The organism is Agreia sp. VKM Ac-1783 (assembly GCF_900177765.1).
In the GTDB taxonomy this organism is placed as follows: Bacteria; Actinomycetota; Actinomycetes; order Actinomycetales; family Microbacteriaceae; genus Agreia.
In genome coordinates, this window is sequence record NZ_FXWI01000003.1 from 493,197 (window position 1) to 518,263 (window position 25,067).

The window sequence follows — 25,067 nt, forward strand, 5'->3', positions numbered from 1 at the left end:
CGGTCGCCGCACCGCTCGACAGAAGGTAGCCCTGTGCATTTTCTTGCCATTCTCAGCATGAAGAACCGTGCGTTGATCGCACTCGTCACGATTGTGGCGGCCGTCTTCGGCGGCCTGGCCCTGACGAGCCTGAAGCAGGAGCTCATTCCGTCGATCGAGTTTCCTCAGCTCGCCGTGCTCACCAACTATCCCGGGGCCTCACCGGAGGTCGTCAACGACGACGTCTCCGTGCCCATCGAGACGGCGATCCAGGGCGTGGCCGGCATTGAGACCACCACCGCGACATCGAGCACGAACCTGTCGATCATCAGCGCCACGTTCACGTACGGCACGAACCTCGCCACGGCCGAGCAGAAGATCAATCAGGCGATCAACCGCATCAAGTCGAGCCTGCCCGAAGACCTCGATCCCCAGGTTCTGTCGGGGGGCATCGACGACTTCCCGGTTGTACAGATCGCCGTGACTCCGGCGGATGGCGCGACGGACACCAAGGCGCTCGCGGCACTGGTACGCGCCAACACCCTGCCAGACATCACCGATGTGGCCGGGGTGCGCGACGCCCAGCTGGTGGGCGACATCGGTCAGCGTGTCACGATCACGCCCGACTCAGCGAAGCTCGCCTCGGCCGGGCTGTCGACGCAGGCGATCCGGGATGCCGTCAAGAACAATGGGCTGCTGATTCCGGCGGGCTCGCTCACCGAGAACGACAAGACTCTGTCCGTGCAGGCCGGGCAGAAGCTCACCAGCGTCGCAGACATCCAGGGGCTTCCGCTCGGCGGAGCGCCGAAGCCCGGGGGTGGCGTCTTCACGATCGCCGATGTGGCGACGGTCGCACTGACCGACAACCCCGTCACCTCGATCTCGAGGGTCGACGGCAAACCCGCCCTCACCATCGCCATCACGAAGCTACCCGCGGCGAATACGGTCGAGGTGTCGAACGCGGTTCAAGACCTGCTGCCGAAGCTCAAGGACGCTCTCGACGGTGCCACTTTCACGGTGGTGTTCGATCAGGCTCCCTACATTCAGCAGTCGATTCAGTCGCTGACCGAAGAAGGCCTGCTCGGGCTCTTCTTCGCCGTCGTGGTGATCCTCGTGTTCCTGCTGTCGATTCGCTCGACGCTCGTCACCGCGATCTCCATTCCCACCTCGCTGCTCATCACCTTCATCGGTCTGCAGACCGCGGGGTACTCGCTCAACATCCTCACTCTCGGCGCCCTCACGATCGCTATCGGTCGAGTGGTCGACGACTCCATCGTGGTGATCGAGAACATCCGACGACATCTCGCCTCCCCTGAGGGCGTCGCCCGCATGCAGGGCGGCACCGATCGCGCGGGCGTCGCCCGGGCTGCCATCATCGTCGAGGCCGTTCGCGAGGTGGCCGGTGCCATCACCGCGTCGACGATCACGACGGTCGCCGTGTTCCTTCCGATCTCGTTCGTCGAGGGGACGACAGGCGAACTGTTCCGGCCGTTCGCGCTCACCGTGACCATCGCGTTGCTCGCGTCGCTCATCGTGGCGCTCACGATCGTGCCCGTGCTCGCCTACTGGTTCCTTCGCTCACGCAAGCCGAAGAATCACGCGCACGACATCGCATCCGCGCCTGTCGCGCCGGTCGACCCGGCCACAGGTCTCGAGTCGCGGCGTGCCAGGCGGCAGGAGCAGCTGGTCACCGAGGACGAGAAGCCGTCTGGACTGCAGAAGCGGTACCTGCCGATTCTCGAGGGCACGCTCAAGCGGCCCGTTCTCACGCTCGTATCGGCGGCCCTTCTGCTGATCCTCACCCTCGGGCTGACCCCGTTCATGAAGACGAACTTCCTCGGGTCGAGCGGGCAGAACACCCTGACGGTCACGCAGACGGTGCCTGTCGGCACGAGTCTGGATGCGCAGAACACCGCCGCGCAATCGGTCGAGAAGGCGCTGCTCGGAATCAAGGGCATCAAGACGGTGCAGCTCAGCATCGGATCGAGCGGTTCTGCGCTTCGAGACGCCTTCGTCGGCGGCGGAGCGGGAGCGATCACCTACTCGATCACCACCGACGAGAGCGCCGATCAAGATGCTCTCGCCGAGACGGTTCGCACGACGCTCGAGAAGACCAGCGACGCCGGCGACATCCAGGTGGCGGCCTCGGCGGGCTTCGGAACGTCGAGCGACATCGCCATCGACGTGACCGCGACCAGCGCGTCCGATCTGCAGACGGCATCTGATGCCATTCTGGCCAAGGTCTCGAAGCTCGACGCCATCACGCAGAGCGAGAGCAACCTCAGCAACTCGAGGCCCTACATCGCCGTCACGGTCGACCGGGTCAAAGCGACCGAGGCGGGGCTCAGCGAGACGGTCGTGGGCGGCATCGTGTCGCAGGCGATGCAGCCGCAGACTCTCGGCACGATCTTCATCGACGACACCAGCTACACGATGTACATCCAGTCGCAGACGTCGCCGGCAACGGTCGCAGATCTCGCCGGGCTCCAGATTCCCAGCGCAGCGGGACTGATTCGCCTCGACTCGGTCGCGAAGGTCGAGACGGTCGACGGACCGGCATCGATCACGACCGTCAAGGGGGTGCGTACCGCCACGATCACGGCGACGCCGGCGAGTGACAACCTCGGCACCGCGAGTGCCGAGGTGCAGGCAGCGGTCGACGACACCAAGCTCCCCGCCGGAGCGACGGCGTCTCTGGGTGGCGTGACGAGCGACCAGGGCGACGCCTTCAGTCAGCTGGGAATCGCGCTGCTCGTGGCCATCCTCATCGTCTACGTCGTGATGGTCGCGACCTTCCGCAGCCTGCTTCAGCCCCTGCTGCTGCTGGTGTCGGTGCCGTTCGCGGCCACGGGTGCGATCATCCTGCAGCTGGTGTCGGGCATCCCGCTCGGTGTGCCGTCGATCATCGGTGTGCTGATGCTCATCGGCATCGTCGTGACGAACGCGATCGTGCTGATCGACCTGGTGAACCAGTATCGCGAGAAGGGGCGGTCAGTGCGTGAGGCGCTCATCGATGGCGCGAGCCGCAGGCTTCGGCCCATTCTGATGACGGCACTGGCCACCATCTTCGCGCTTCTGCCTATGGCCGTGGGGCTCACGGGTCACGGCGGCTTCATCTCGCAGCCGCTCGCGCTCGTCGTCATCGGCGGCCTCGTCTCATCGACGGTGTTGACGCTGCTCGTGCTCCCGGTGCTGTACTCGGTTGTCTACGGCGGGCTCGAGCGGCGAAAGGCGCGTCGTCTAGAACGCGAAGAGGGACTCACGACGTAATCGTCGAGATCGACATGCGGGGTGCTCTGTGCCCCGCATGTCGGCATTTACAGAGTCGATCTGAGCGACGCGAGTGACAAAGTGCCGCGCGACGTGTAACGTTTACAGGTCGGCTCTAGACACCGCGATTCGTCGCGGAAGGGTTTGTAAGTCTGGTGGGCCGGTTTTCCTTTGTCAGCGTATGGACGCGCTGGCCAGCGGTCATTCGTGTCGTATACGAATATCCCCGTTGCTCACAAGGAATTGTCAACGTATGACACGGCCCCGGACTGAAGATATTCCGGGTTCTAGCGAAGTTACAACCAATTCCGGTTGTCGTTTTGCCATGCAATCTAATAAAACCCGGAAAGTACCATGCCTAAAACCAACAAATCCGGCGGCTTCAAGCCTGCCAAGAACTACGTGCCGAACGGCTCGAAGTCCGGCAGCAAGTCGCCCGGACACCGCGGCTACCAGGCCGCCCCCGCATCCGGCGCCCCGAAGAAGGCCCGCTGGAACGCCGACGAGCGCGCAGCGCGCTCCTCTGAGCGTCCCGCGTACAGCAACAGCGAGCGTCCCTCGTACGGTGACCGCCCGCAGCGTTCAGAGCGTCCCTCGTACGGTGACCGCCCGCAGCGTTCAGAGCGTCCCTCGTACGGTGACCGCCCGCAGCGTTCAGAGCGTCCCTCGTACGGTGACCGCCCGCAGCGCAGCAACGACCGTCCTTCCTATGGTGACCGTCCTGCGCGCACGGAGCGTCCGTCGTACGGTGACCGCACCGAGCGCCCTTCGTATGGTGACCGCCCGCAGCGTTCAGAGCGTCCCTCTTACGGCGACCGCCCGCAGCGCAGCAACGACCGTCCGTCCTACGGTGACCGTCCTGCGCGCACGGAGCGCCCGTCCTATGGCGACCGCCCGCAGCGCAGCAACGACCGTCCTTCCTATGGCGACCGCAACGAGCGCCCGTCGTATGGTGACCGTCCGGCACGCACCGAGCGCCCGTCCTACGGTGACCGCCCCCAGCGCAGCAACGATCGCCCGTCTTACGGCGACCGTCCGGCTCGCACGGAGCGCCCTTCCTACGGCGACCGTCCGGCTCGCACCGAGCGTCCCTCCTACGGTGACCGCCCGCAGCGCAGCAACGACCGCGGCTCCGACTTCTACCCCAAGCGCGACGACCGCCCCAGCACCGGACACGCGCCGGTAGACGACGTCGTGCTCGAGCGCCTCGAGGCCCAGGCCACGACCGCCGTCGAGGTCGAGGGTGTCTCGTTCAAGGACCTCGGTCTCGGAGACAACATCGAGCGTCAGCTGCAGTCGATGGGCGCGCTCAGCCCGTTCCCGATCCAGGCTGCGACCATCCCCGACGTTCTCGCCGGCAAAGATGTTCTCGGTCGAGGCAAGACCGGCTCCGGCAAGACCATCGCCTTCGGCGCACCCGTCGTCGAGCGTCTCATGGAGAACGGTGGAGCGAAGGGCCGCAAGCCCGGTCGTCTTCCTCGCGCACTCATCCTGGCTCCGACCCGCGAGCTCGCCATGCAGATCGACCGCACGGTGCAGCCGATCGCTCGCGCCGTCGGCCTGAACACCACCACGGTGTTCGGCGGTGTGCCGCAGTTCAAGCAGGTCTCGGCTCTGCAGCGTGGAACCGACATCATCATCGCGACCCCCGGCCGTCTCGAGGACCTCGTGGAGCAGGGTCGTCTCGACCTCTCCAAGGTCACCATCACGGTGCTCGACGAGGCCGACCACATGTGCGACCTGGGCTTCCTCGAGCCGGTGCAGCGCATCCTGCGTCTGGTCGCCGACGGTGGACAGCGTCTGCTGTTCTCTGCGACGCTCGACAAGGGCGTGGCTCAGCTGGTCAATGAGTTCCTCGTGAACCCGTCGGTGCACGAGGTCGCCGGTGAAGACCAGGCTTCCTCGACGATCGACCACCGCGTGCTGCTCATCGAGCAGCGCGACAAGCGCGAGATCATTCAGCAGTTGGCCTCGGGCCCTGGCAAGACCCTGGTCTTCGCCCGCACCCGCGCCTTCGCCGAAGAACTGGCCGACCAGCTCGACGACGCCGGCATCCCGGCCACCAGCCTGCACGGTGACCTCAACCAGTCACGCCGCACGCGTAACCTCCAGCTGCTCACCAGCGGCCGGGTCAACGTGCTCGTCGCGACCGACGTCGCTGCTCGCGGAATCCACGTCGACGACATCAACCTGGTCATCCAGGCCGACGCGCCCGACGAGTACAAGACCTACCTGCACCGCTCGGGCCGCACGGGCCGCGCGGGCAAGAAGGGCATGGTCATCACGCTCATCAACCGTTCGCGCCAGCGTCGTATGGATGAGCTCCTCGGCCGCGCGGAGATTCGCGCGAACACGGTGAACGTCCGTCCGGGCGACCAGTTGCTCGACGACCTGCGCAGCGTGTAGTCGCTCACCCCGACTAGCACGCCGCACTTCCTGCCACAGCGGCAAAAACGAAGCGCCCCCATCCTCACGGATGGGGGCGCTTCGTCGTGAGCGGGACGCTTATCTATGGCCGGGGGATGAGCGGCTTGTCTGCCCGAACTTTCATCTGCTGCACGGCCCATGAGTTCGCGTCGGGATCGTCGAAGAAGAAGAACGTTCCTCCATCGCGCTCCGGGTCGAAGATCGTGAGCTCGCTCACCTCGACGCCCCGTGACACCAGTTGCTCTCGTGCAGCCGCCGCGTCAGACACCACGAGCTGCAGCCCTTTCATCGACCCGGGCTGCATCTGAGACATTCCGAGGACGATCGAGCATCCGGACCCCGGGGGCGTGAGCTGGACCACCCGCATCTGCGGCGTCTGAGTATCGTGATCGAGCGCAAAACCGAGCTGATCGCGATAGAAGGCGATCGATCGGTCGATGTCGCTCACCGGGAGAACGACGACTTCGAGGGTCCAGTCCATGATTCTTATTCTCTTTCAGATGAGGGCTCGAGTGCCGGGTCGACAACGGGCACGGAGTTCGGCTCGTCTTCACCACGGAACTGAGTCATGTACAGCGAATAGTAGGCGCCGCGGGTCTCGAGAAGCTCGTCGTGGTTGCCCTGTTCGACGATGCGACCGTTCTGCATCACCAGAATCGTGTCGGCGTCGCGAATCGTGGAGAGTCGATGCGCGATCACGAATGACGTGCGGTCTGTGCGTAGGGCGGCCATGGCGTGCTGCACGAGGAGCTCGGTGCGAGTGTCGACCGAGGAGGTGGCCTCGTCGAGGATGAGCAGCGACGGGTTGGCGATGAAGGCTCGGGCGATGGTGATGAGCTGTCGTTCACCCGCTGAGACGCTGCCTCCGTCGGCGTCGAGAACCGTGTCGTAGCCGAGGGGGAGCTGACGCACGAAACGGTCGACCATGGTGGCCTTGGCTGCCTCGACCACCTCGTCGTCGGTGGCATCGAGACGCCCGTAGCGGATGTTCTCGCGGATCGTGCCCTCGAACAGCCACGCGTCTTGCAGAACCATTCCGACACGGGATCGCAGAGTTCCTCGGGAGAGATGCGTGATGTCGACGTCGTCGAGCAGGATGCGCCCGCCGGTCAGCTCGTAGAAGCGCATCACGAGATTGACCAGAGTCGTCTTTCCGGCTCCGGTCGGCCCGACGATCGCGACCGTCTGACCGGGCTTCGCCTCGAGTGAGAGCGATTCGATGAGCGGCTTCTCGGGGTCGTAGCTGAACGAGACGTTGTCGAAACGAACGTGACCGTCTGTGCGGGTCGGCAACTCGGCGGTGACCTCGTCGGGCTGCTGCTCGTCGGCGTCGAGAAGTTCGAACGTGCGCTCGGCCGACGCCACACCCGACTGCAGCATGTTCGCCATGCCCGCGATCTGGCCCAGAGGCTGCGAGAACTCGCGCGAGTACTGGATGAATGCGGTCGCGTCGCCCAAAGTCATCTGCCCGGATGCGACGCGCAGTCCGCCGACCACGGCGATCAGAACGTACGACAGGTAAGAGACGAAGGTCATCGCGGGCATGATCATGCCCGATACGAACTGCGCCCCGAATGACGCGGTGTAGAGCTTCTCGTTGCGCTCGTCGAACTCGGCGACCATCTCTTTGTCGCGCCCGAACACGCGCACTAGCTCGAGACCCGAGAACGACTCCTCGATGTGCCCGTTCAAGGCGCCCGTGTTCTTCCACTGAGCCGAGAAGAGCTTCTGCGATCGCGCTCCGATGACGCCGGCGATCACCGCGGACAGCGGCAGGGCGATCAGCGCTATCAGCGCCAGCTGCCACGACACGATAAACATGACGATGACGATGCCCAGAACGGTTAGGGCCGATTGCACCAGTTGCGAGAAGGCCTGCTGCAGTGCGGCCTGGATGTTGTCGACGTCGTTCGTGACTCTCGACATGGTGTCGCCGCGTTGCCGAGAATCGAAGTAGCTGAGCGGCAGCTTGTTGAGCTTCACCTCGATGTCTTGACGCAGTCTGAAGACCACCCGCATGACCAGGCCGTTGAGCACGTATCCCTGGGCCCAGTTGAGAGCGGAGGCGACGATGTACATCAGCAGGACCACGATGATGAGGCGGCCCAGAACCACGAAGTCGATGCCCTGACCGGGAACGATGGTGGACTTCTCGAGCAGATCGGCGAAGTCGTTGTTGCCCGACGCTCTGGTCTCGGCGACGATCTGAGCGAGCGGCACCCCTGCCGGCAGCTGTGATCCGATGACTCCGTTGAAGATGGTGTCGACGGCCTGGCCGAGAATCTTGGGCGCGATCACGGTGAGAACGACGGAGACGACCACGAGCCCTACGACGATGCTCATCTTGACGCGCTCGGGCCCGAGAAGCCCCATGAGACGCTTGGCCGACGGCCAGAACTGCTGAGCCTTCTTCGCCGGCGCACCGCCGAACATGTCGCCGTCGGCCTCGGTCGGCACGAAGTCTCTTTCGTACGCGTCGTCTTCGAGCTCGTCGATGACGGTGGGGGTCTCGTCGGCGGCCGGGTTCTTCTTCGAATTGCGGGCCATCAGGCCACCCCCTCGATGCTCATCTGCGATCCGACGATCTCTCGATATGTCTCGCTCTCGTCGAGCAGTTCGTCGTGTGTGCCTCGGGCCACGATCACGCCGTCGTTGACGACGAGAATCTGGTCTGCCGACCTGATGGTCGAGATGCGCTGGGCCACGATGATCACGGTCGCACCGCGGGTAGCCTCGAACAGCGCCTCGCGCAGCCGCGCGTCTGTCGCGACGTCGAGCGCCGAAAAGGAGTCGTCGAACAAGTAGACCTGCGGGTCAGCAACGAGTGCCCTCGCTATGCAGAGTCGCTGTCGCTGACCGCCGGACACGTTTGTTCCGCCCTGCGAGATGGGATCGGCGAGACCCTTCTCCTTGGCTCTCACGAAGTCTTCGCCCTGCGCCACGCGCAGCGCCCTCCAGAGCTCCTCGTCGCTCGCGTCTGGTCGACCGAATCGCAGATTGGATGCGATGGTTCCCGAGAACAGATAGGGCTTCTGCGGCACCAGGCCGACGAGATGGGCGATCTGGCGGCGGTCGAGGTCGGCGACGGGAATGCCGTCGATGGTGATGCTGCCCGATTGCGCGTCGTAGAGGCGGGGAATCAGGTTGAGCATCGTGGTCTTGCCGGCTCCGGTCGAGCCGACGATCGCGGTGGTCTTGCCCGGCTCGGCAACGAACGAGACGCGGTCGAGCACGGGCCGCTCTGCGCCCGGGTAACCGAAGGTCACGTCGGTGAACTCCACCCGACCGGCCGTGGGGACCCGCGGTGCAGGCTGAGCCGGCACGGCCATGCTCGGGTCGGTCGACAGCACCTCCGTGATGCGCTCCGCGCAGACCACGGCCCGGGGGATCATCATGACCATGAAGACCCCCATCATGACGGCGGTGAGAATCTGCAGCAGGTATTGCAGGAATGCGGTGAGCGAGCCCACCTGGATGTCGCCCGCGTCGACCCGCTGCCCGCCGAACCACAGCACCGCCGCGGTGGCGAGATGCAGGATCATCATGATGACGGGGAACATCAGAACGAAGATGTTGCCGACCTTGATCGAGACGACCGTGATGGCCTCGTTGGCGCGCTGGTAACGCTCCGACTCGAAGGGCTCTCGCACGAACGCCCGCACAACGCGGATGCCCATGATCTGCTCGCGCAGCACGCTGTTGATGCCGTCGATGCGATCTTGCATGAGCCGGAACAACGGAAGGAGGAGGAAGACGAGGAACCCGACGATGATGAAGAGCAGCGGCACAGATACCCAGACGAGCCACGAGAGGCCGGCGTCTTCGCGCAGCGCGAAGATGATTCCGCCGATGCACATGATGGGCGTCGAGACCATGAAGTTGAGCATCATCAGAACCAGCATCTGCACCTGCTGCACGTCGTTCGTGCCGCGCGTGATGAGCGTGGCCGTGCCGAACTTCGCCACGTCGATGGCGCCGAGTGAATCGACCTTGCGGTAGATCTCGCGCCGGAGGTCGCGCCCGACCGCCATAGCGGTGCGAGCACCGAAATAGATGCCTGCGATAGCCGTGACCACCTGCACGAGACAAGCGATGATCATGGTCATGCCGGTCGACCAGATGAAGTCGGTATCGCCGGTGGAGACGCCCTTGTCGATGATCTGCGCATTGAGGCTGGGCAGATAGAGCGCGGCGAGCGTGGAGATGAATTGGAAGACGACGACCGCCACGACCCAGCCGGTATAGGGCTTGAGGTGGTGGAGGATGAGGCGGACGAGTTGCACGGGGGTTCCTCACGATGACGACGAGAGCGATGCTGTGTGCGTCAATCGTAGGAGGCACCGGTGACGCTCGATGAGAACGGTATTCCTACTTGGAACAATTCACAAGAGTGACAGGGTCACAGCATGACGACAACCGCGGTCAGCGCCCAGAAGAAGACGATGAAGACCCAGTCTCGTGCGCGGAACGCGATGATGTAGCGCTCTGTGCGGGTGGAATGTGCGCCGAATGCGCGCGAGTCCATGGCCAGCGCGACCCGCTCGGCGTGCCTGATGGCCCCCGCCAGCAGCGGCACGACGTAGCCGGCCGTTCGCGCGACCCATGCGATCGGGCCACGCCCATCCGAGATGCCCCGAACCCGGTGCGCCTGCCTGATTACGTCGAGCTCGTGCCTGAAGCGCGGCACGAAGCGGAACGCGGCGAGCGCCGTGTAGCCCAGCCGATAGGGCACGCGGAGCTGTTGCACGAGAGAGCGCACGAGGTCGGGGCCCGTCGAGGTCAGTCCTCCGATGAGGGCGAGCAGCACGATCGACGTGAGTCGCAGCGCCGTGGCCAGGCCGACGAGCCAGGCGCCGACGGTGAAGCGAACTGGGCCGACCTCGATGAGAACGGGGGAGTCGCCGACCCTCGCCGGGTCCGTCCAGATACCGAAGCTCACCGACATCACGGCGACGATCATCGGGATGACGATGAGTAGCACGAGGAGCGTGCGAGCCCGCAGATGAGCACCGACGACGAGCATGACGAGCGTGGCGATGCAGAAGATCAGCGGTGTCGCGATGTCGCGGGTGAACAGAAGCAGCGCCATGGCGGGCAACGGCGCAGCGATCTTCGACAGCGGATTGAGCCGGTGCAGAAAGCGGATGGGGCCGTAGTCGGGCGGGGCCGCGTACGGGTCGGCAGCCTGGCGCGTCGCGGTTGCGCTCGCCGGGCTCACGATGGCGCCCCGGAGGGCAGATCGCTGAGGCGGGTCACAGACCGCCAGTCCGGATGACGCACGATCTCGCGGAATGCTCGGGCGAGCGGCGGCGTCCGCAGCCCGGCCGACTCGAGGGCATCCGAGGCGAGCACCGACGCCGTGGGGCCGAACGCCGCGACACTCCCCGAGTCGAGAACGAGAATGTGGCTGCTGTGCTCCGCGACCAACTGCAGGTCGTGGGTCACGACCAGCACGGTCGTGCCCTCGGCGTTGAGTGCGTCGAGCAGCGTCAGAAGCTCGGATGCCCGCGCTCGATCTTGCCCGAAGGTGGGCTCGTCGAGCGCGAGCAGGGGTGCTCCGTCGATGAGTGCCGTGCCAACGGACAGCCGCCTCTTCTGCCCGCCGGACAAAAGGAAGGGGTGCTCGTCGCGCAGCTCCTGCAAGCCGAAGCGGTCGAGCATCGTCGAGACGCGCGTCTCGATGTCGTCGGCGGCCATCTTCTGCAGCTGCGGTCCGTGCGCGAGCTCTTCGGCGACCGTGCCCTTGATGAACTGGTGCTCGGGGTTCTGAAAGACGAAGCCGATGGTGCGTGCGAGCGTGCGGGCATCGGCCTTGGCGGGGTCGACTCCGAGAACCTGGATGCAACCGGCCGGAGCGCGGATCACCCCGGCAATCGCCTGCAGCAGAGTGGTCTTCCCCGCACCGTTCGTGCCCACGATCGCCACGAACGAGCCGCGGTCGATCGTGAGGTCGATGCCGTTCAGGATGCGGGTGCGTCCGCGATCGAGGTCGAGTGCGGTCACGCGCACGGCCGGCTCGGGGCGGCCGGAGGCGGTATTGCCTGCGGGGTGGCCTGAGGCGTCGGCAGCAGGGTGGCCTGAGGCGCCGGCAGAGGGATGCCCGCGCTGTGCGGCCAACGCGGGAAGCGCATCCTGGGCGTCGAGCGACGCCGTCAGCTCGCGCGGGGTGAGGGGCAGCGGATCGATCGGGACGCCCGCCGCTCGGAGGCGCAGCGCGGCGAGTAGTGCGACGGGCAGCCAGACGCCGAGACGGAGGAGTTCGTCGACCCTGCTGACGAGGATCTGCCTGGTCTGGCCCTGCATGGCCAGTCGCCCCTGTGCGTCGAGCACGATGACGCGGTCGACGAGATCGATCGCGGCGTCGAGGTTGTGCTCGACCAGCACGATCGCGTGATCGCCGGAGTCGACCAGCCGTCGCAGAACGGCGTAGACCTCGTCGATTCCGGCAGGGTCGAGGTTCGCGGTCGGTTCGTCGAGAACCAGAATCGGTGTCTTCATGGCGAGCGCGCAGGCGATGGCGAGACGCTGGCGACCTCCTCCGGAGAGGAGGTCGGGGTTGTCGCGCCTGCGCTCCCACAGCCCCACCTGGCGCAGGCTCTCCTCAGCCCGGGCGAGAACCTCGTCGCGGCCCACGAGCAGATTCTCGGGACCGAACGCCACCTCGTCGAGCAGGGTTCCCGTGACCATCTGGGAGTCGGGGTCTTGGAAGACCATGGCGACCCGCTCGCTCAGTCGCGCGACGGTCGCGTCGGCCGTGCGCATCCCACCGACGGTCACGGTGCCGGTGAGCTCGGCGGGAACCGCGTGGGGAACCAGTCCGTTCAGCGCCAGCGCGAGCGTCGACTTGCCGGAGCCCGATGGGCCGAGGATGAGCACGACCTCGCCGGGCGCGACATCGAAGCTCACGTCAGACGGCGTGGATGCCGCGCGGCCGTCATGCTGGATCGACACGGACCGCACACGCACGGCCGGAGCGGGAGCGGCCTCGGCGGCGGGCTGCGCGTCGTCCGCGGTCTCGGCGGCGGGCTGCGCGTCCACGCCGCGGTCATCGGTCATGCCGCGGTCGTCGGTCACGCCGCGGGAGTGACGCGCGTGCGCTCTGCCCGCAGGCCACGGGCCGCACCCGTGCGCACGAGGGCCGCGCCGAGAAGCACCGCGATCGCCGTGAAGACGACGGGAGCGACGAAGTAACCGGTCATGAGAATCGCTCCCGATGCGGCGTCGAGGGAGTCTTTCGCGATGGTGCGATACATGCCCGCGGCGCAGACGATGCCCGCCACGACGCCGCCCACGATGAAGAGCCAGGTGTTCCAGCGGCGGTATCTGGTGACGAGAAAGGGCAGCTCTTGGAACGCCCCGATGGCGATGGCGATGAGGGTCGCCCAGAAACCGATGGGCTGCAGCGGCGCGGTGACGAGTCCGGCGATGGCTGCGGTGATGATGGCGACGCCGCCGCGCCTGATCACGTATTGGGCCACGACGCCAGGAAGGAAGTAGACGCCGATCGTGAACCCGTAGAAGAGGGGAGCGAGCGCCGCGACGGTACCGCCGATCCAAGCGTTGAGCGCGAAGACGAGGCCCCCGGCGACGCCGATCGCGGCGCATGTCAGGAGCAGGCGCGTGCTCACGTTTCTCATCAGACCTCCACACCCAGCTTAGGGCAGGGTAACCAAAGTAAGGGGCGGCGATGGAGGCGCTACGCGAGCGACAGCATGCCCGCCGCTGCGATCGCGAGAACGAGCCCGACGATCTGCAGGGGAGCGATACGTTCCTTGAGCACGACCGCGGCCAGCACGATCGTTCCGGCCGGATAGAGCGCGACGAGCACCGACATCACGGAGAGCTCTCCGAGCCGGAGCCCAGTGAGGATCAGGCCGTTGGCCGCCGCATCGGCGACGCCGCACGCCAGCGCCAGCAGCAGGGCGGTGCGAATGCCGGCCCGCGCGGGGCCGTCGGATGCGGCACGCGGCCTGGCCGCGGCATCCGATCGCCGGCGTGCGATGACGAGGGTCGTCAACACGATCGCGACCATGATGATGCCGTTCACGGCTCTGTTGAAGAAGAGGGGAACCAAGCCGGAGTCGGCGGGTGCGACGTCGATGGCGATCAGGAAGACGCCGATCGTGGCGCCGGATCCGATGGCCATGAGAACACCTCGGAGGCTCGGTCGAACGGCTCCCTTCTCGGGAACGAACCCCACGAGCACGACGGCGACGAGCGCGAGAGCCAAGGCGACGTAGCCGACGGGCCCGAGTGCATCGCCGCGAGCTAGCCCGACCGACAACGGCACGACGGCTGAGACGACCGCGGTCAGAGGCGAGAGGATGCTCATCGGCCCGATCGCGAGACAGGCGTAGAGCAACGAGATGCCGATGGCTCCGGAGACGCCCGAGATGCCTCCCCACAGGGCGGCTTCTGCCGACCAGGCGCCGCCGACGAGCGGGTAGGCGGCGAGCAGCACGGCGAGCCCCGAGAACGCCGCGATGCCGGTGACGGCAAAGGGCGAGAGGCGCTTGGATGCGAGGCCGCCGAGGAAGTCGGCGGAGCCGTAGACGAACGCGCCGACGAGTCCGAACGCTGTGACGAGCATGGGTACCGAGCCTAGTCGCGGACGCGACATCGCCGAGCGCGGGAGTTCTCGCCCGGCGTGGTGGTTGCGCCACCGCGCTCGGCGGCAACACCCGCGCTCGCGGAATGAGTGTTCGCGTGGCTCCTCTCCATCACAGGGGACGAACGGAGTCGGGCTTCCACAATTCCGCCTCGTCCGCGTCGTGGGCAGTTGCACTCCGACATGGTGAAGCTATGACCGCGCCGCTGATGCATCTCGAAGATGCGCTTCTTGTGACCCGAGACCGCAACCAGTTGATGGGCGGCGACTCCCGGCTCAGTCGTCTCGCGGCTCGTGGGGAGCTCCTGCAAATCCGTCGGGGTGTCTACATTCCTGCGTCGACCTGGAGATCGATGGACTTCGACGCGAGATACCGCATGCAGGTTTTTGCGGTCGCCCGCACACGACGTATCGAGCCCGTCTTCTCCAGCTACTCGGCGGCCGTGCTGTGGGGGCTTCCGGTCGTCGGCCCCTGGCCGCGAGACGTGCATGTTCTCGCGGAGCGCTCGTCCGGCGGTCGATCCGATCCAGGCATTCGTCGTCACGCGGTAGGGATGCCGTCGACGCTCGTCAGAACCGCGGAGGGCCTCGTCGTCACCGATATCGCGCGAACAATTGTCGACCTCGCGGCACAGTCGACCTTCGTCTCTGGCGTAGCTGCCGCCGATTTCGCCCTGCATCGCGGCTTGGTGACGAGAGAGGAGCTTCGGTCCGTGTTGACCGAGCTCTTGCCCTTCCGTGGTTCGCGTCAGGCTTCTGGCGTCATCGAGTTCGCGACCCCGCTCAGCGGTTCGGTCGCCGAGTCGGTGAGTCTCGTCAACATGGCGCGGCACCGATTTCCTCGGCCGATTCTTCAGCAGGAGTTCGTGCATCCATCGGGCCACTCGTACTTCGTGGACTTCTGGTTCAAGCGGTGCAGGCGCATCGGTGAGGTCGACGGGCGCATCAAGTACAGCGACCCGGTTTATCTCCGAGGGCGCACTCCGGCGCAGGCTCTGTGGGACGAGAAGCAGAGAGAGGACTGGCTGCGAACTCAGAGCGACGGGTTCGGGCGCTGGCCGTGGGAGGTGGCGAACAGTGCCGGCGCTCTGTGCCGTCGTCTTCTCGCGCTCGGAGTTCCTCAGCTGCCCTTCGGCCACCCCGACGGTTTCCCCGTTATGCCACCGCGGTGAGTGATCGAGCGCGGGAGTTCTCGCCCGGCGTGGTGGTTGCGCCGCCGCGTTCGGCGGGAACACCCGCGCTCGCGGGGGCGACGTCGGATCGCCCCGGTAAACTTCGGAGCGTGACGTGGAACGCTGACATCCCCTGGGACCCGGAGGCCGAACCGCCACCACTCGACGACGAGCCGCCGTACGACCCGTTCTACGACGAAGGTCCCCTTCGACAGGCTCAGGGAACGCGGGCTCCGTTCGTCGAGCCGGTCGAGACGACCGCCCCAGAGGTGGCCACCCCCGAGACCGCCGTCGAGGCCCTTCAGCGGGTCTTCGGGTACGAGACCTTTCGCGGCGACCAGGCCGCGATCATCCAGAACGTCATCGACGGCGGCGACACGGTCGTGCTCATGCCGACCGGCGGCGGCAAGTCGCTGTGCTACCAGATTCCATCGCTGGTTCGCCCGGGCACGGGCATCGTCATCTCGCCCCTGATCGCGTTGATGCAAGACCAGGTCGACGCGCTGACCGCGGTCGGCGTTCGGGCGGCGTTTCTCAACTCGACGCAGGATGCCGCGGAGCGGGCTCGCGTCGAGAACGCCTACCTCGGCGGGCAGCTCGACCTCCTCTATGTGGCGCCCGAGCGCTTGTCGAACGAGGCGACGAAGCGTTTCCTCGCGCAGGGTCGGATCGCACTCTTCGCCATCGACGAGGCTCACTGCGTGTCGCAGTGGGGACACGACTTCAGGCCCGACTACCTCGCCCTCTCTGAACTGGCCGAGCGGTGGCCCGATGTGCCGCGCATCGCGCTCACGGCCACGGCGACCGAGACCACACACGCCGAGATCACCGAGCGCCTGGGCATGCAGCAGGCCAAGCACTTCGTCGCCAGCTTCGACCGCCCGAACATCCGGTACCGCATCGAGAACAAGGGCGAGGTGCGCAAGCAGCTGCTCTCGCTCATCAAGGGCGAGCACCCCGCAGACTCGGGCATCGTCTACGCCCTCTCGCGCAACACCGTCGAGAAGACGGCGCAGTTCCTCGCAGACAACGGCCTCAAGGCGCTGCCGTATCACGCGGGCCTCGACTCGCGGCTGAGGGCGGCCACCCAATCACGGTTCTTGCGCGAAGACGGCATCATCATCGTCGCCACCATTGCCTTCGGCATGGGCATCGACAAGCCCGATGTGCGCTTCGTCGCCCACGTCGACCTGCCCAAGTCGGTCGAGGGGTATTACCAAGAGACGGGTCGTGCCGGCCGCGACGGGCTGCCCTCCACGGCCTGGCTCGCCTACGGCCTCCAAGACGTCGTGCAGCAGCGCCGCATGATCGACGAGTCACCCGGCGACCTCGCTCATCGTCGACGGCTCTCCGCCCACCTCGACGCGATGCTCGCGCTCTGCGAAACCGTGCACTGTCGCCGCGTCAATCTGCTTGGCTACTTCGGGCAGCAATCCACTCCGTGCGGCAACTGCGACACCTGCCTCGAGCCGCCCGAGTCGTGGGACGGCACCGTCGCGGCGCAGAAGCTGCTGTCGACCGTCGTGCGGTTGCAGCGAGAGCGCAATCAACGATTCGGAGCCGGCCAGCTCATCGACATTCTGCGAGGCAAGGTCACCGACCGTGTCACGCAGCTGAATCATCAGAGCCTCTCGACCTGGGGCATCGGGCAAGACCTTAGCGACCAGCAGTGGCGGGGCGTGGTGCGTCAGCTGCTCGCGCAAGGGCTGCTCGCCGTGAACGATGACGGTTACGGAACCCTGGTGATCACCGAGGCGAGCGGCGAGGTCCTCGCCGGGCGGCATGCGGTGTCGATGCGGCGCGAAGCCGAACGGGCCGCACGCAGCGTGCGGTCGTCTGGCTCGTCGAAGTCGAAGGCGGCCACAGCCGAGCTCGCGCCGGCCGATCAAGAACTGTTCGAGAAGCTTCGCGCCTGGCGCGCGGGCGAGGCTCGGGAGCAGGGGGTTCCCGCATACATCGTGTTCGGCGACGCCACGCTTCGAGCTGTCGCCACCGAGCGGCCGGCCACATTGGCGCAGGCGGGCGGCATCACGGGAATCGGTGAAGCCAAGCTGCAGAAGTACGGCGAAGCTCTCATCGATGTCGTCGCGGGCGACGCCATATCCTGATCCGAGCATAGATACACGCCGTATCGCAGAGCATGCCGCGAGGGCTATGGGTGCTCTGCGAGACTGGGCGAATGCTCACCCTTCTCAGCCGCGCCTTTCTCGCTCCCGTGGCTCGAGCGCTGTATAGGCCAACGGTGATCGGCCGAGACAACGTGCCGCGAACCGGACGGGTTCTTCTCGCGAGCAACCATCTCAGCTTCATCGACAGCGTCGTTCTCACCCTCGTCGCTCCGCGCAACGTCTCGTTCCTCGCGAAATCCGACTACTTCACTGGAGAGGGCGCCAAGGGGTGGCTCTCGAGGTCGTTCTTCTCGGCTATCGGCGCAGTACCCGTCGATCGCGGCGCCGGCCAGGCCGCGCAAGACGCTCTGGACGCGGGACTCGCCATCCTCGAGCGCGATGAGGCGTTCGCGATCTACCCAGAGGGAACCCGGTCTCGTGATGGCCGGATCTACAAGGGACGCACGGGCGCGGCATGGCTGGCCATGAGCTCCAACAGCCTCATCGTGCCGGTCGCGCTGATCGGCACGGAGAAGCTGCAGCCCGTTGGTTCGACCATTCCCCGGCTGCACCGAGTGTCGGTCGAGTTCGGCCGTCCCATCGACGCGTCCGAGTACGGGCAGGCGAATTCGGCGCGTGCACGACGCAAGTTGACAGACGTGCTGATGGAGGACATCCAACGCATGTCGGGCCAGGAGCCGGCCGGTGTGTACAACGAGGTTCCAGCGGCGTCGGCGATCGAGAAAGTCAAGCGCGCACTCGGCCGCAACAGACCCTCCTAAGGTGGGGTGAGCGCGCCGAAACCACAAGACGGGGAACCGAATGTTCAACACGAAGAGACGTCGCACCGCAGCGGTGCAGCAACCCCAGTCCGACATCGTCGTTCCCGGCAGCGCGGCCCTTCCGCCCGTGCGGGTCAACGCATTCCGCATCGGACTCGTCGGCGGACTCGGAGTGCTCGTCTCGATTCTCATCGGTGGGGTCATCGGGCAGCTGACCACGGTTCTCATCTATGTGGGCGTTGCGCTCTTCCTCGCGCTGGGGCTCGACCCCCTCGTCTCGTGGCTTGAGAGAAAACTTCCCCGCTGGGCAGCCATCCTGGTCGTGTTCGCCGGAGTCATCCTGGCGTTCGCGGGGCTTCTCCTGACGATCATCCCGGTGATCGTGGAGCAGGTGTCGAATCTCATCACCAACTTCCCCGACATCGTGAATCGCGTCGTCGACAGTGACTTCGTGAAGACGTCGGAACGACAGCTCTCCGGCGTCGTCGATTTCGATTCGGTGGCCAAGAGCGTGACCGACTTCGTCAGCGACCCGAACAACTTCGTGAACCTGGGCGGCGGCATCCTGGCCGTGGGCGCAGGGGTCGCGAGCGGCGTGACGGGCGCGATCGTCGTGCTGATCTTGACTCTGTACTTCCTCGCTTCGCTGCGTTCGATGAAGCGTGTCACCTACCGTTTCGTTCCGGCCAGCAAGCGCGCGGGCTTCATCGATGTGTCTGAGGACATCACCTCGGCGGTCGGTCGCTATGTCGTGGGGCAGGTCGCGCTTGCCGCGGTCAACGGTGTGCTGAGCGCGATCTTCCTGTGGGCCATCGGCGCCCCGCAGTTCGTGCTTCTGGCGTTCATCGCCTTCTTGTTCTCTCTGGTGCCCCTCGTCGGAACGCTCACGGGCTCGATCATCATCGTTCTGACCTGCCTGTTCGCGTCGCCCCTGACCGCGCTCGTCGCCCTCATCTGGTACCTGGTCTACATGCAGGTCGAGGCGTACTTCCTCAGCCCGCGCATCATGAACCGAGCCGTTTCGGTTCCCGGTGCGGTGGTCGTGATCGCGGCCGTGGCCGGCGGAACTCTCGGCGGAATCCTGGGCGCCCTGGTGGCGATTCCGGTCGCCGCCTCGACGATCATCATCATCCAGAAGATCGTGTTCCCGAGGCAGGAGCAGAAATAGCTGCCGTCTCGGAGCAGGTTAGTGTGGCGCAATGACCGCTGCTGACACGGAACACGCTCCCGCCCGCCGGGAATGGGGCAGGCGTGGCAGCTTCTGGGCGGCGGCCATCGTGGTGGCCCTCTGTCTGTGGGCGAGTGGAGCCCCGTCGACCCTCTATCCGAGCTACGCCGCCGAGTGGAATCTGTCGCCCGTGGTGACCACCTCGATCTTCGGCACCTACCCGGTGGCCCTTCTGCTCGTGCTGCTTCTCGCGGGCGGAATCTCCGACACGATCGGACGGCGCCGAGCGATGCTCATCGGCGTGGGCCTGATCGTCGCCTCGGCCTTCGTGTTCGCCATCGCACCCAACGTGGGCTTTCTCTTCGCGGGTCGCACCCTGCAGGGCGTCGGCACGGGATTCGCTCTCGGCGCCGCCAGTGCCGCGCTCGTCGAGAACAACCTCTCGACGAACCCGCGCTTCGCCTCGGTGCTCACGACGGTGTCAACGTCGACCGGCCTCACCCTCGTGCTATTCGTGAGCGGCGGCCTTGCTCAATACGCTCCGTGGCCCCTGCAGCTCAGCTTCTGGGTGCTGTTCGTTCTCGCCGGCCTCTCGTTCGTCGTGGTGTGGTTCATGAGACGCGACAACCCGGTGCCCGCCGCCGGCCCCGATGGGCGGCCCGTGCGCTGGAAGCCGTCGGGCATCCACGTGCCCCGCTCGCTGCTGCGCACCTTCATCGCCTCGACTCTCGGCGTGATCGTCGCCTACAGCGTCGGAGCGATCTTCTTGTCACTCGGCGCATCGATGGCGCGAGATCTCACCGGCACCACCAACCTCCTGATCGTGGGCGCCCTGCTCGCCATCTCATCCGTGGTGATCGGAGTCACCGCCCTCCTGCTGCAGAGGGTTCCCGCCCACGTCTCGCTCATCGTCGGTGCTGTCATCAGCATCGCCGGCCTGGGCGTGATGGAGCTCACCGCCGCCCAGGGCTCGATCGTGCTCTTCGTGGTCTGGTGCATCGTGGGTGGCGTCGGCTACTCGTTCGTCTTCACGGGCGGACTCACCCTGCTCAACCGCACGGCGCTGCCCGAGCATCGCGGCGGAACTCTCTCGCTGCTCTACCTCTTCTCGTATCTGCTGCAGGCCATCACGGCCGTCGTGGCGGGCGCCCTCGCCACCGCTCTGGGGCTCAACGCCGCGATCGATCTCGTCGCGCCCGGCGTCGCCGTGCTGTGCCTCGCCCTGATCGCGGCGACGACGGTGGATGCCACGGCCCGCCGCCGTGAGGCCCGTCGCGTCGAGGCGTCGCTCGCCTGACCGGCCCCGCCTGATCAACCTGCCTTGTGGAGGAACGCCTGCGTTCCCCGCGTTCGTCTGTAGACATCATCAACGCCGCGCCTCGGTCGGCGAGGGGTCGTTGTAGGGCACGGACGGTGAATTTTCGTGGTCACGCACCCGCTCGTAGCGTAGGCGGAGATTTGCTGACAGCGCACGGAAGAGGCCAATGATGGTGGACGCGGTGAAGAACCAGATGAACAGCGATAGCTCTACGCAGCTCGCAGACCGGATCGAAGACAGCGAGAAGCTCGACGAGACGTCGGGCAGCATGACGATCGACAAGGCGGATGCCCGCATCGACACGGCCGCGCTCGGCCAGTACCTGCTCGGTACCTGGGCGGATGCGCGCATCGCCGCTCGCAAGCTCACCGGCAGACCCGAGATGCAGCGGGTCGACGGTCAGACGCTCTCTGATCATCGTGACACCGTCTTCCACCAACTCGAGCTGCTCGTCGAGCACGGGGGAGTGCACAAAGCGTTCCCGAAGAGCCTCGGCGGCGAAGACGACCACGGCGGCAACATCGCGGGCTTCGAAGAACTCGTCACGGCCGACCCCTCGCTTCAGATCAAGTCGGGCGTGCAGTGGGGTCTCTTCGGCGCGGCGGTGCTGCACCTCGGCACGCAGTACCACCACGAGAAGTTCCTTCCCGCGATCATGAGCCTCGAGGTTCCCGGCGCGTTCGCCATGACCGAGACGGGTCACGGCTCCGACGTCGCGGCCATCGCCACGACCGCCACGTTCGACGTGGGAAGCCAGGAGTTCGTAATCGACACTCCGTTCCGCGGAGCCTGGAAGGACTACCTCGGCAACGCCGCCATCCACGGCACCGCAGCTGTGCTATTTGCCCAGCTCATCACCGAGGGCATCAATCACGGCGTGCACGCCTTCTACGTTCCGCTGCGCGATGCCGATGGGCAGTTCTTGCCCGGTGTCGGCGGCGAAGACGACGGACTCAAGGGCGGCCTGAACGGCATCGACAACGGCCGGTTGCACTTCACGAACGTGCGCATCCCGCGCGAGAACCTGCTCAACCGTTACGGCGATGTCGATGTCGACGGCACGTACTCGTCGCCCATCCAGAGCCCTGGCCGCCGCTTTTTCACCATGCTCGGCACGCTGGTGCAGGGCCGGGTCTCGCTCGACGGCGCCTCGGTCGCCGCGGCCAAGGTCGCGCTCGCGATCGCCGTTCGCTACGGCAACGAGCGGCGCCAGTTCACCGCGGGCAGCGACACCGACGAAGAGGTGATCCTCGACTATCAGGTGCACCAGCGGCGGCTGATTCCCCTCATCGCCACCACCTATGCGGCGAGCTTCGCGCACGAGCAGCTGCTCACCAAGTTCGACGGCGTCTTCTCTGGCGCCACCGACACGGATGCCGACCGGCAGGACCTCGAGACCCTCGCGGCCGCGCTGAAGCCGCTCTCGACCTGGCATGCCCTCGACACGCTCCAGGAGGCGCGCGAGGCGTGCGGCGGCGCTGGCTTCTTGGCCGAGAACCGCCTCGTCGGCCTGCGCGCCGACCTCGACGTGTACGCCACTTTCGAGGGCGACAACCACGTGCTGCTGCAGCTCGTCGCCAAGCGTCTGCTCACCGACTACAGTCGGCGCTTCGCCAAGGCCGACGTGGGCGTGCTCGCCCGCTACGTCGTCGAACAGGCAACCGACCGCACGGTCAGTGGCACAGGCCTGCGCACGCTCGCCCAGAACCTGTCGGATCGAGGATCTGTCGCTCGAAGCGTCGAGCAGCTGCGCGAAACCGGTGCCCAGCGCGCCCTGCTGACCGACCGGGTCGAGGCCATGGTCGCCGAGGTGGCCGGCAGGCTGCGCCCGGGAACGAAGGCCTCGAAGCAGGTCGCCGCAGATCTCTTCAACGCCAACCAGAGTGCCGTCATCGACGCGGCCCGTGCCCACGCCGAACTGCTGCAGTGGGAGGCATTCACCGACGCCCTCGACCACATCGACGACGAGGGAACCCGCGTCGTGCTCACCTGGGTGCGCGATCTGTTCGGCCTCGGCCTCATCGAGAAGCACCTGGCGTGGTACCTCATCAACGGTCGCCTCTCTCCGAAGCGCGCCCAGGCGGTCACGGCCTACATCGATCGGTTGATCGCGCGGCTGCGGCCGCACGCGCAAGACCTCGTGGATGCCTTCGGCTATGGCCCCGAGCACATCCGCGCGTCGATCGCGACGGGCGCCGAGGCTACGCGTCAGAAGGAGGCACGCGACTACTACGCCGAGCAGCGCGCATCCGGTGAGGCCCCGATCGACGAGAAGACCCTGTCGAAGAAGCAGAAGGAGCGCATCTAGCACCGTGCACTGAGACCGCTGAACTCCCGGGTGGTACCCCGGTACGACGCGTTCCGATCAAGACCGTCCCCGCGGGCGATTCGCTCGTCTTCGCCGACTTCTACTGTCGAAGAAGTGGGGGAGGGTCGGCCTCCTCCACGTCAACTTCACTGACGTGAATCGACAGGAGATCGACATGATCGAAGCACAGTCCCTTACCAAGCGGTACGGCCAACGAACAGCGGTGGATGCCGCCAGCTTCACGGTGCGGCCGGGCAAGGTCACGGGCCTCCTGGGCCCGAACGGCGCAGGCAAGTCCACGACGATGCGCATGATCGTGGGGCTCGACCGGCCCACGTCGGGCAGCGTTCGCGTGAACGGCCACTTCTACGCCGAGCACTCGGCCCCGCTTCACGAAGTCGGAGCCCTGCTCGACGCGAAGGCCATCCACTCGGGCCGTTCGGCCTACAACCACCTTCTCGCCCTCGGCGCGACCCGCGGCATCGGCGCGGCCCGGGTCCGCGAGGTCATCGACCTCACCGGCCTGCAGGCCGTCGCAGGCAAGCGCGTCGGCGGGTTCTCGCTCGGCATGGGCCAGCGTCTCGGCATCGCGGCCGCTCTTCTAGGCGACCCGCAGACCCTCATTCTCGACGAGCCCATCAACGGTCTCGACCCCGAGGGCGTTCTCTGGGTGCGCGGCCTGCTCAAGCACCTCGCCGCCGAGGGCCGCACGATTCTGCTCTCGAGCCACCTCATGAGCGAGATGGCGATGACCGCAGATCACATCATCGTCTTCGGTCGGGGCCGCGTCATCGCGGATGCCCCGGTGGCCGACATCGTCGGGCAGGGCGCGGTCACCTCGGTGCGCGTCTCGAGCCCGCAGGCCGCCGAGCTCGCCCGGCTGCTTGCCGCCCCGGATGTTCAGGTCACCTCGGCGAGCGGCTCGACTCTCGACGTGGCCGGCGTCTCGGCGGCGACCATCGGCGGCGTCGCCGCATCCAACGGTCTGGTGCTTCACGAGCTCACCACCGTCACCGGGTCTCTCGAAGAGGCCTACCTGCGTCTCACCGCAGACGAAGTCGAATATCACACGCAGTCCGTCACCCCGGAGGTTGTCCGATGAGTACCCTTGCCCAACCCAGTCTCGCCCGTTCGAGCCACATCGACGCGTCGAACCGAGGGCTGAGTGCCACCGGCATTCTGCGCAGCGAGTGGATCAAGCTGCGGAGCCTGCGCTCCACCTGGTGGTCGTTCGGCATCATCTTCGCCATCCAGATCGGCATGGCGGTGCTGTTCTCGCTGACCGCGACCGACCGCTTTGCCCAGATCTCCGGTGCTGAGGCGACGAACGCGGCCGTCAGCGTCACGACCGTGGGGCTGCTCTTCGGCCAGCTGGTGATCGCCGTGCTCGGGGTGCTCGTGATCAGCGGCGAGTACGCGACCGGTCAGATCCGCTCGTCGTTCATGGCTGTGCCGAGCCGCCTGCCGGTGCTCGCTGCGAAGGCCATCGTCTTCTCGATCGCGACGTTCGTCGTGACCCTCGTCAGCATCGTGGTGGCCTACCTCGTCACGATGCCGATCCTCGCCGGCGTCGGAGTACAGGCCAACCCGTTCGATGGTGCCCTCTGGTTGCACTTCCTCGGCGCGGCCGCTTACCTCGTCTTCATCGGGCTGGTGTCACTCGGCATCGGGGCGGCACTCCGCTCGACTCCCGGCGGCATCGCGGCGAGCCTCGGTCTCATGCTGGTCGTGCCGACGGTCTTCCAGCTGATTCCCGCCGCGTGGTCGACGACTCTCGCGGAGTGGCTGCCCAGCTCGGCCGGCCGCAACCTCTACTACTGGGGCGGAACGTTTGAGCCCTGGCAGGCCCTGCTCGTTATGCTCGGATGGGTCGCCGTGTTCATCACCACCGCGGCTGTTCTGATGAAGCGAAGGGACGCGTAGCTCT

Annotated in this window: 17 protein-coding genes; 10 read left to right on the top strand and 7 right to left on the bottom strand. The window is 66.3% G+C overall.

Features of this window, described 5'->3' with window-relative positions:
• Window positions 1-33: 33 nt before the first annotated feature.
• Both CCK87_RS12000 and CCK87_RS12005 read left to right on the top strand, forming a co-directional pair.
• Complete coding sequence (locus CCK87_RS12000) at window positions 34-3,249, top strand: efflux RND transporter permease subunit (protein WP_086461649.1); 3,216 nt, start codon at window positions 34-36, stop codon at window positions 3,247-3,249.
• Window positions 3,250-3,603: 354 nt separating this feature from the next.
• Complete coding sequence (locus tag CCK87_RS12005; RefSeq protein ID WP_086461650.1) at window positions 3,604-5,655, top strand: DEAD/DEAH box helicase; 2,052 nt, start codon at window positions 3,604-3,606, stop codon at window positions 5,653-5,655.
• Between the two features lie 103 nt (window positions 5,656-5,758).
• Here CCK87_RS12005 and CCK87_RS12010 read toward each other — a convergent pair whose 3' ends face one another.
• From CCK87_RS12010 to CCK87_RS12040, 7 genes are all read right to left on the bottom strand, one after another.
• Entirely contained in the window at window positions 5,759-6,157 is a 399-nt protein-coding gene (locus CCK87_RS12010) for a VOC family protein (protein ID WP_086461651.1), read from the bottom strand.
• 5 nt (window positions 6,158-6,162) lie between these two features.
• Window positions 6,163-8,109 (bottom strand): ABC transporter ATP-binding protein, encoded by a 1,947-nt coding sequence (locus CCK87_RS12015; protein ID WP_249273903.1) that lies wholly within the window; start codon window positions 8,107-8,109, stop codon window positions 6,163-6,165.
• Between the two features lie 113 nt (window positions 8,110-8,222).
• Window positions 8,223-9,959, bottom strand: a complete 1,737-nt coding sequence (locus CCK87_RS12020) for an ABC transporter ATP-binding protein (RefSeq protein WP_086461653.1) — start codon at window positions 9,957-9,959, stop codon at window positions 8,223-8,225.
• A gap of 116 nt (window positions 9,960-10,075) precedes the next feature.
• Window positions 10,076-10,822 carry an energy-coupling factor transporter transmembrane component T gene (locus CCK87_RS12025; RefSeq protein ID WP_086462023.1) on the bottom strand — a complete coding sequence of 249 codons (747 nt, stop codon included), beginning with the start codon at window positions 10,820-10,822 and terminating at the stop codon, window positions 10,076-10,078.
• A gap of 68 nt (window positions 10,823-10,890) precedes the next feature.
• Entirely contained in the window at window positions 10,891-12,750 is a 1,860-nt protein-coding gene (locus CCK87_RS12030) for an ABC transporter ATP-binding protein (protein WP_249273867.1), read from the bottom strand.
• Entirely contained in the window at window positions 12,747-13,313 is a 567-nt protein-coding gene (locus CCK87_RS12035; protein WP_086461654.1) for an ECF transporter S component, read from the bottom strand. The genes CCK87_RS12030 and CCK87_RS12035 overlap by 4 nt, the downstream gene beginning before the upstream one ends.
• Window positions 13,314-13,372: 59 nt before the next feature.
• Window positions 13,373-14,266 (bottom strand): DMT family transporter, encoded by an 894-nt coding sequence (locus CCK87_RS12040; protein WP_086461655.1) that lies wholly within the window; start codon window positions 14,264-14,266, stop codon window positions 13,373-13,375.
• Between the two features lie 212 nt (window positions 14,267-14,478).
• Here CCK87_RS12040 and CCK87_RS12045 point away from each other — a divergent pair, with 212 nt between their 5' ends.
• The 8 genes from CCK87_RS12045 to CCK87_RS12080 all read left to right on the top strand — a co-directional run bounded on the left by CCK87_RS12045 (window position 14,479) and on the right by CCK87_RS12080 (window position 25,063).
• Complete coding sequence (locus CCK87_RS12045; RefSeq protein WP_086461656.1) at window positions 14,479-15,456, top strand: hypothetical protein; 978 nt, start codon at window positions 14,479-14,481, stop codon at window positions 15,454-15,456.
• Window positions 15,457-15,566: 110 nt separating this feature from the next.
• Window positions 15,567-17,564, top strand: a complete 1,998-nt coding sequence (recQ, locus tag CCK87_RS12050; protein WP_212638224.1) for a DNA helicase RecQ — start codon at window positions 15,567-15,569, stop codon at window positions 17,562-17,564.
• 71 nt (window positions 17,565-17,635) lie between these two features.
• On the top strand, window positions 17,636-18,346 hold the full coding sequence (locus tag CCK87_RS12055) for a lysophospholipid acyltransferase family protein (RefSeq protein WP_170927265.1): 711 nt from the start codon (window positions 17,636-17,638) through the stop codon (window positions 18,344-18,346).
• 40 nt (window positions 18,347-18,386) lie between these two features.
• Window positions 18,387-19,514: an AI-2E family transporter gene (locus CCK87_RS12060; RefSeq protein ID WP_086461657.1), complete on the top strand. Its 1,128-nt coding sequence runs from the start codon at window positions 18,387-18,389 to the stop codon at window positions 19,512-19,514.
• Between the two features lie 31 nt (window positions 19,515-19,545).
• Entirely contained in the window at window positions 19,546-20,811 is a 1,266-nt protein-coding gene (locus CCK87_RS12065; protein ID WP_249273868.1) for an MFS transporter, read from the top strand.
• 289 nt (window positions 20,812-21,100) lie between these two features.
• Window positions 21,101-23,140, top strand: coding sequence for an acyl-CoA dehydrogenase (locus CCK87_RS12070; protein WP_249273904.1), 2,040 nt, complete (start codon window positions 21,101-21,103; stop codon window positions 23,138-23,140).
• A 175-nt stretch (window positions 23,141-23,315) separates the two neighbouring features.
• Window positions 23,316-24,242: an ATP-binding cassette domain-containing protein gene (locus tag CCK87_RS12075; RefSeq protein WP_086461658.1), complete on the top strand. Its 927-nt coding sequence runs from the start codon at window positions 23,316-23,318 to the stop codon at window positions 24,240-24,242.
• The gene (locus CCK87_RS12080) at window positions 24,239-25,063 is read left to right on the top strand and encodes an ABC transporter permease subunit (RefSeq protein ID WP_086461659.1); all 825 of its coding nucleotides are present in this window, start codon (window positions 24,239-24,241) and stop codon (window positions 25,061-25,063) included. Before CCK87_RS12075 ends, CCK87_RS12080 begins: the two co-directional genes overlap by 4 nt.
• Window positions 25,064-25,067 lie beyond the last annotated feature (4 nt).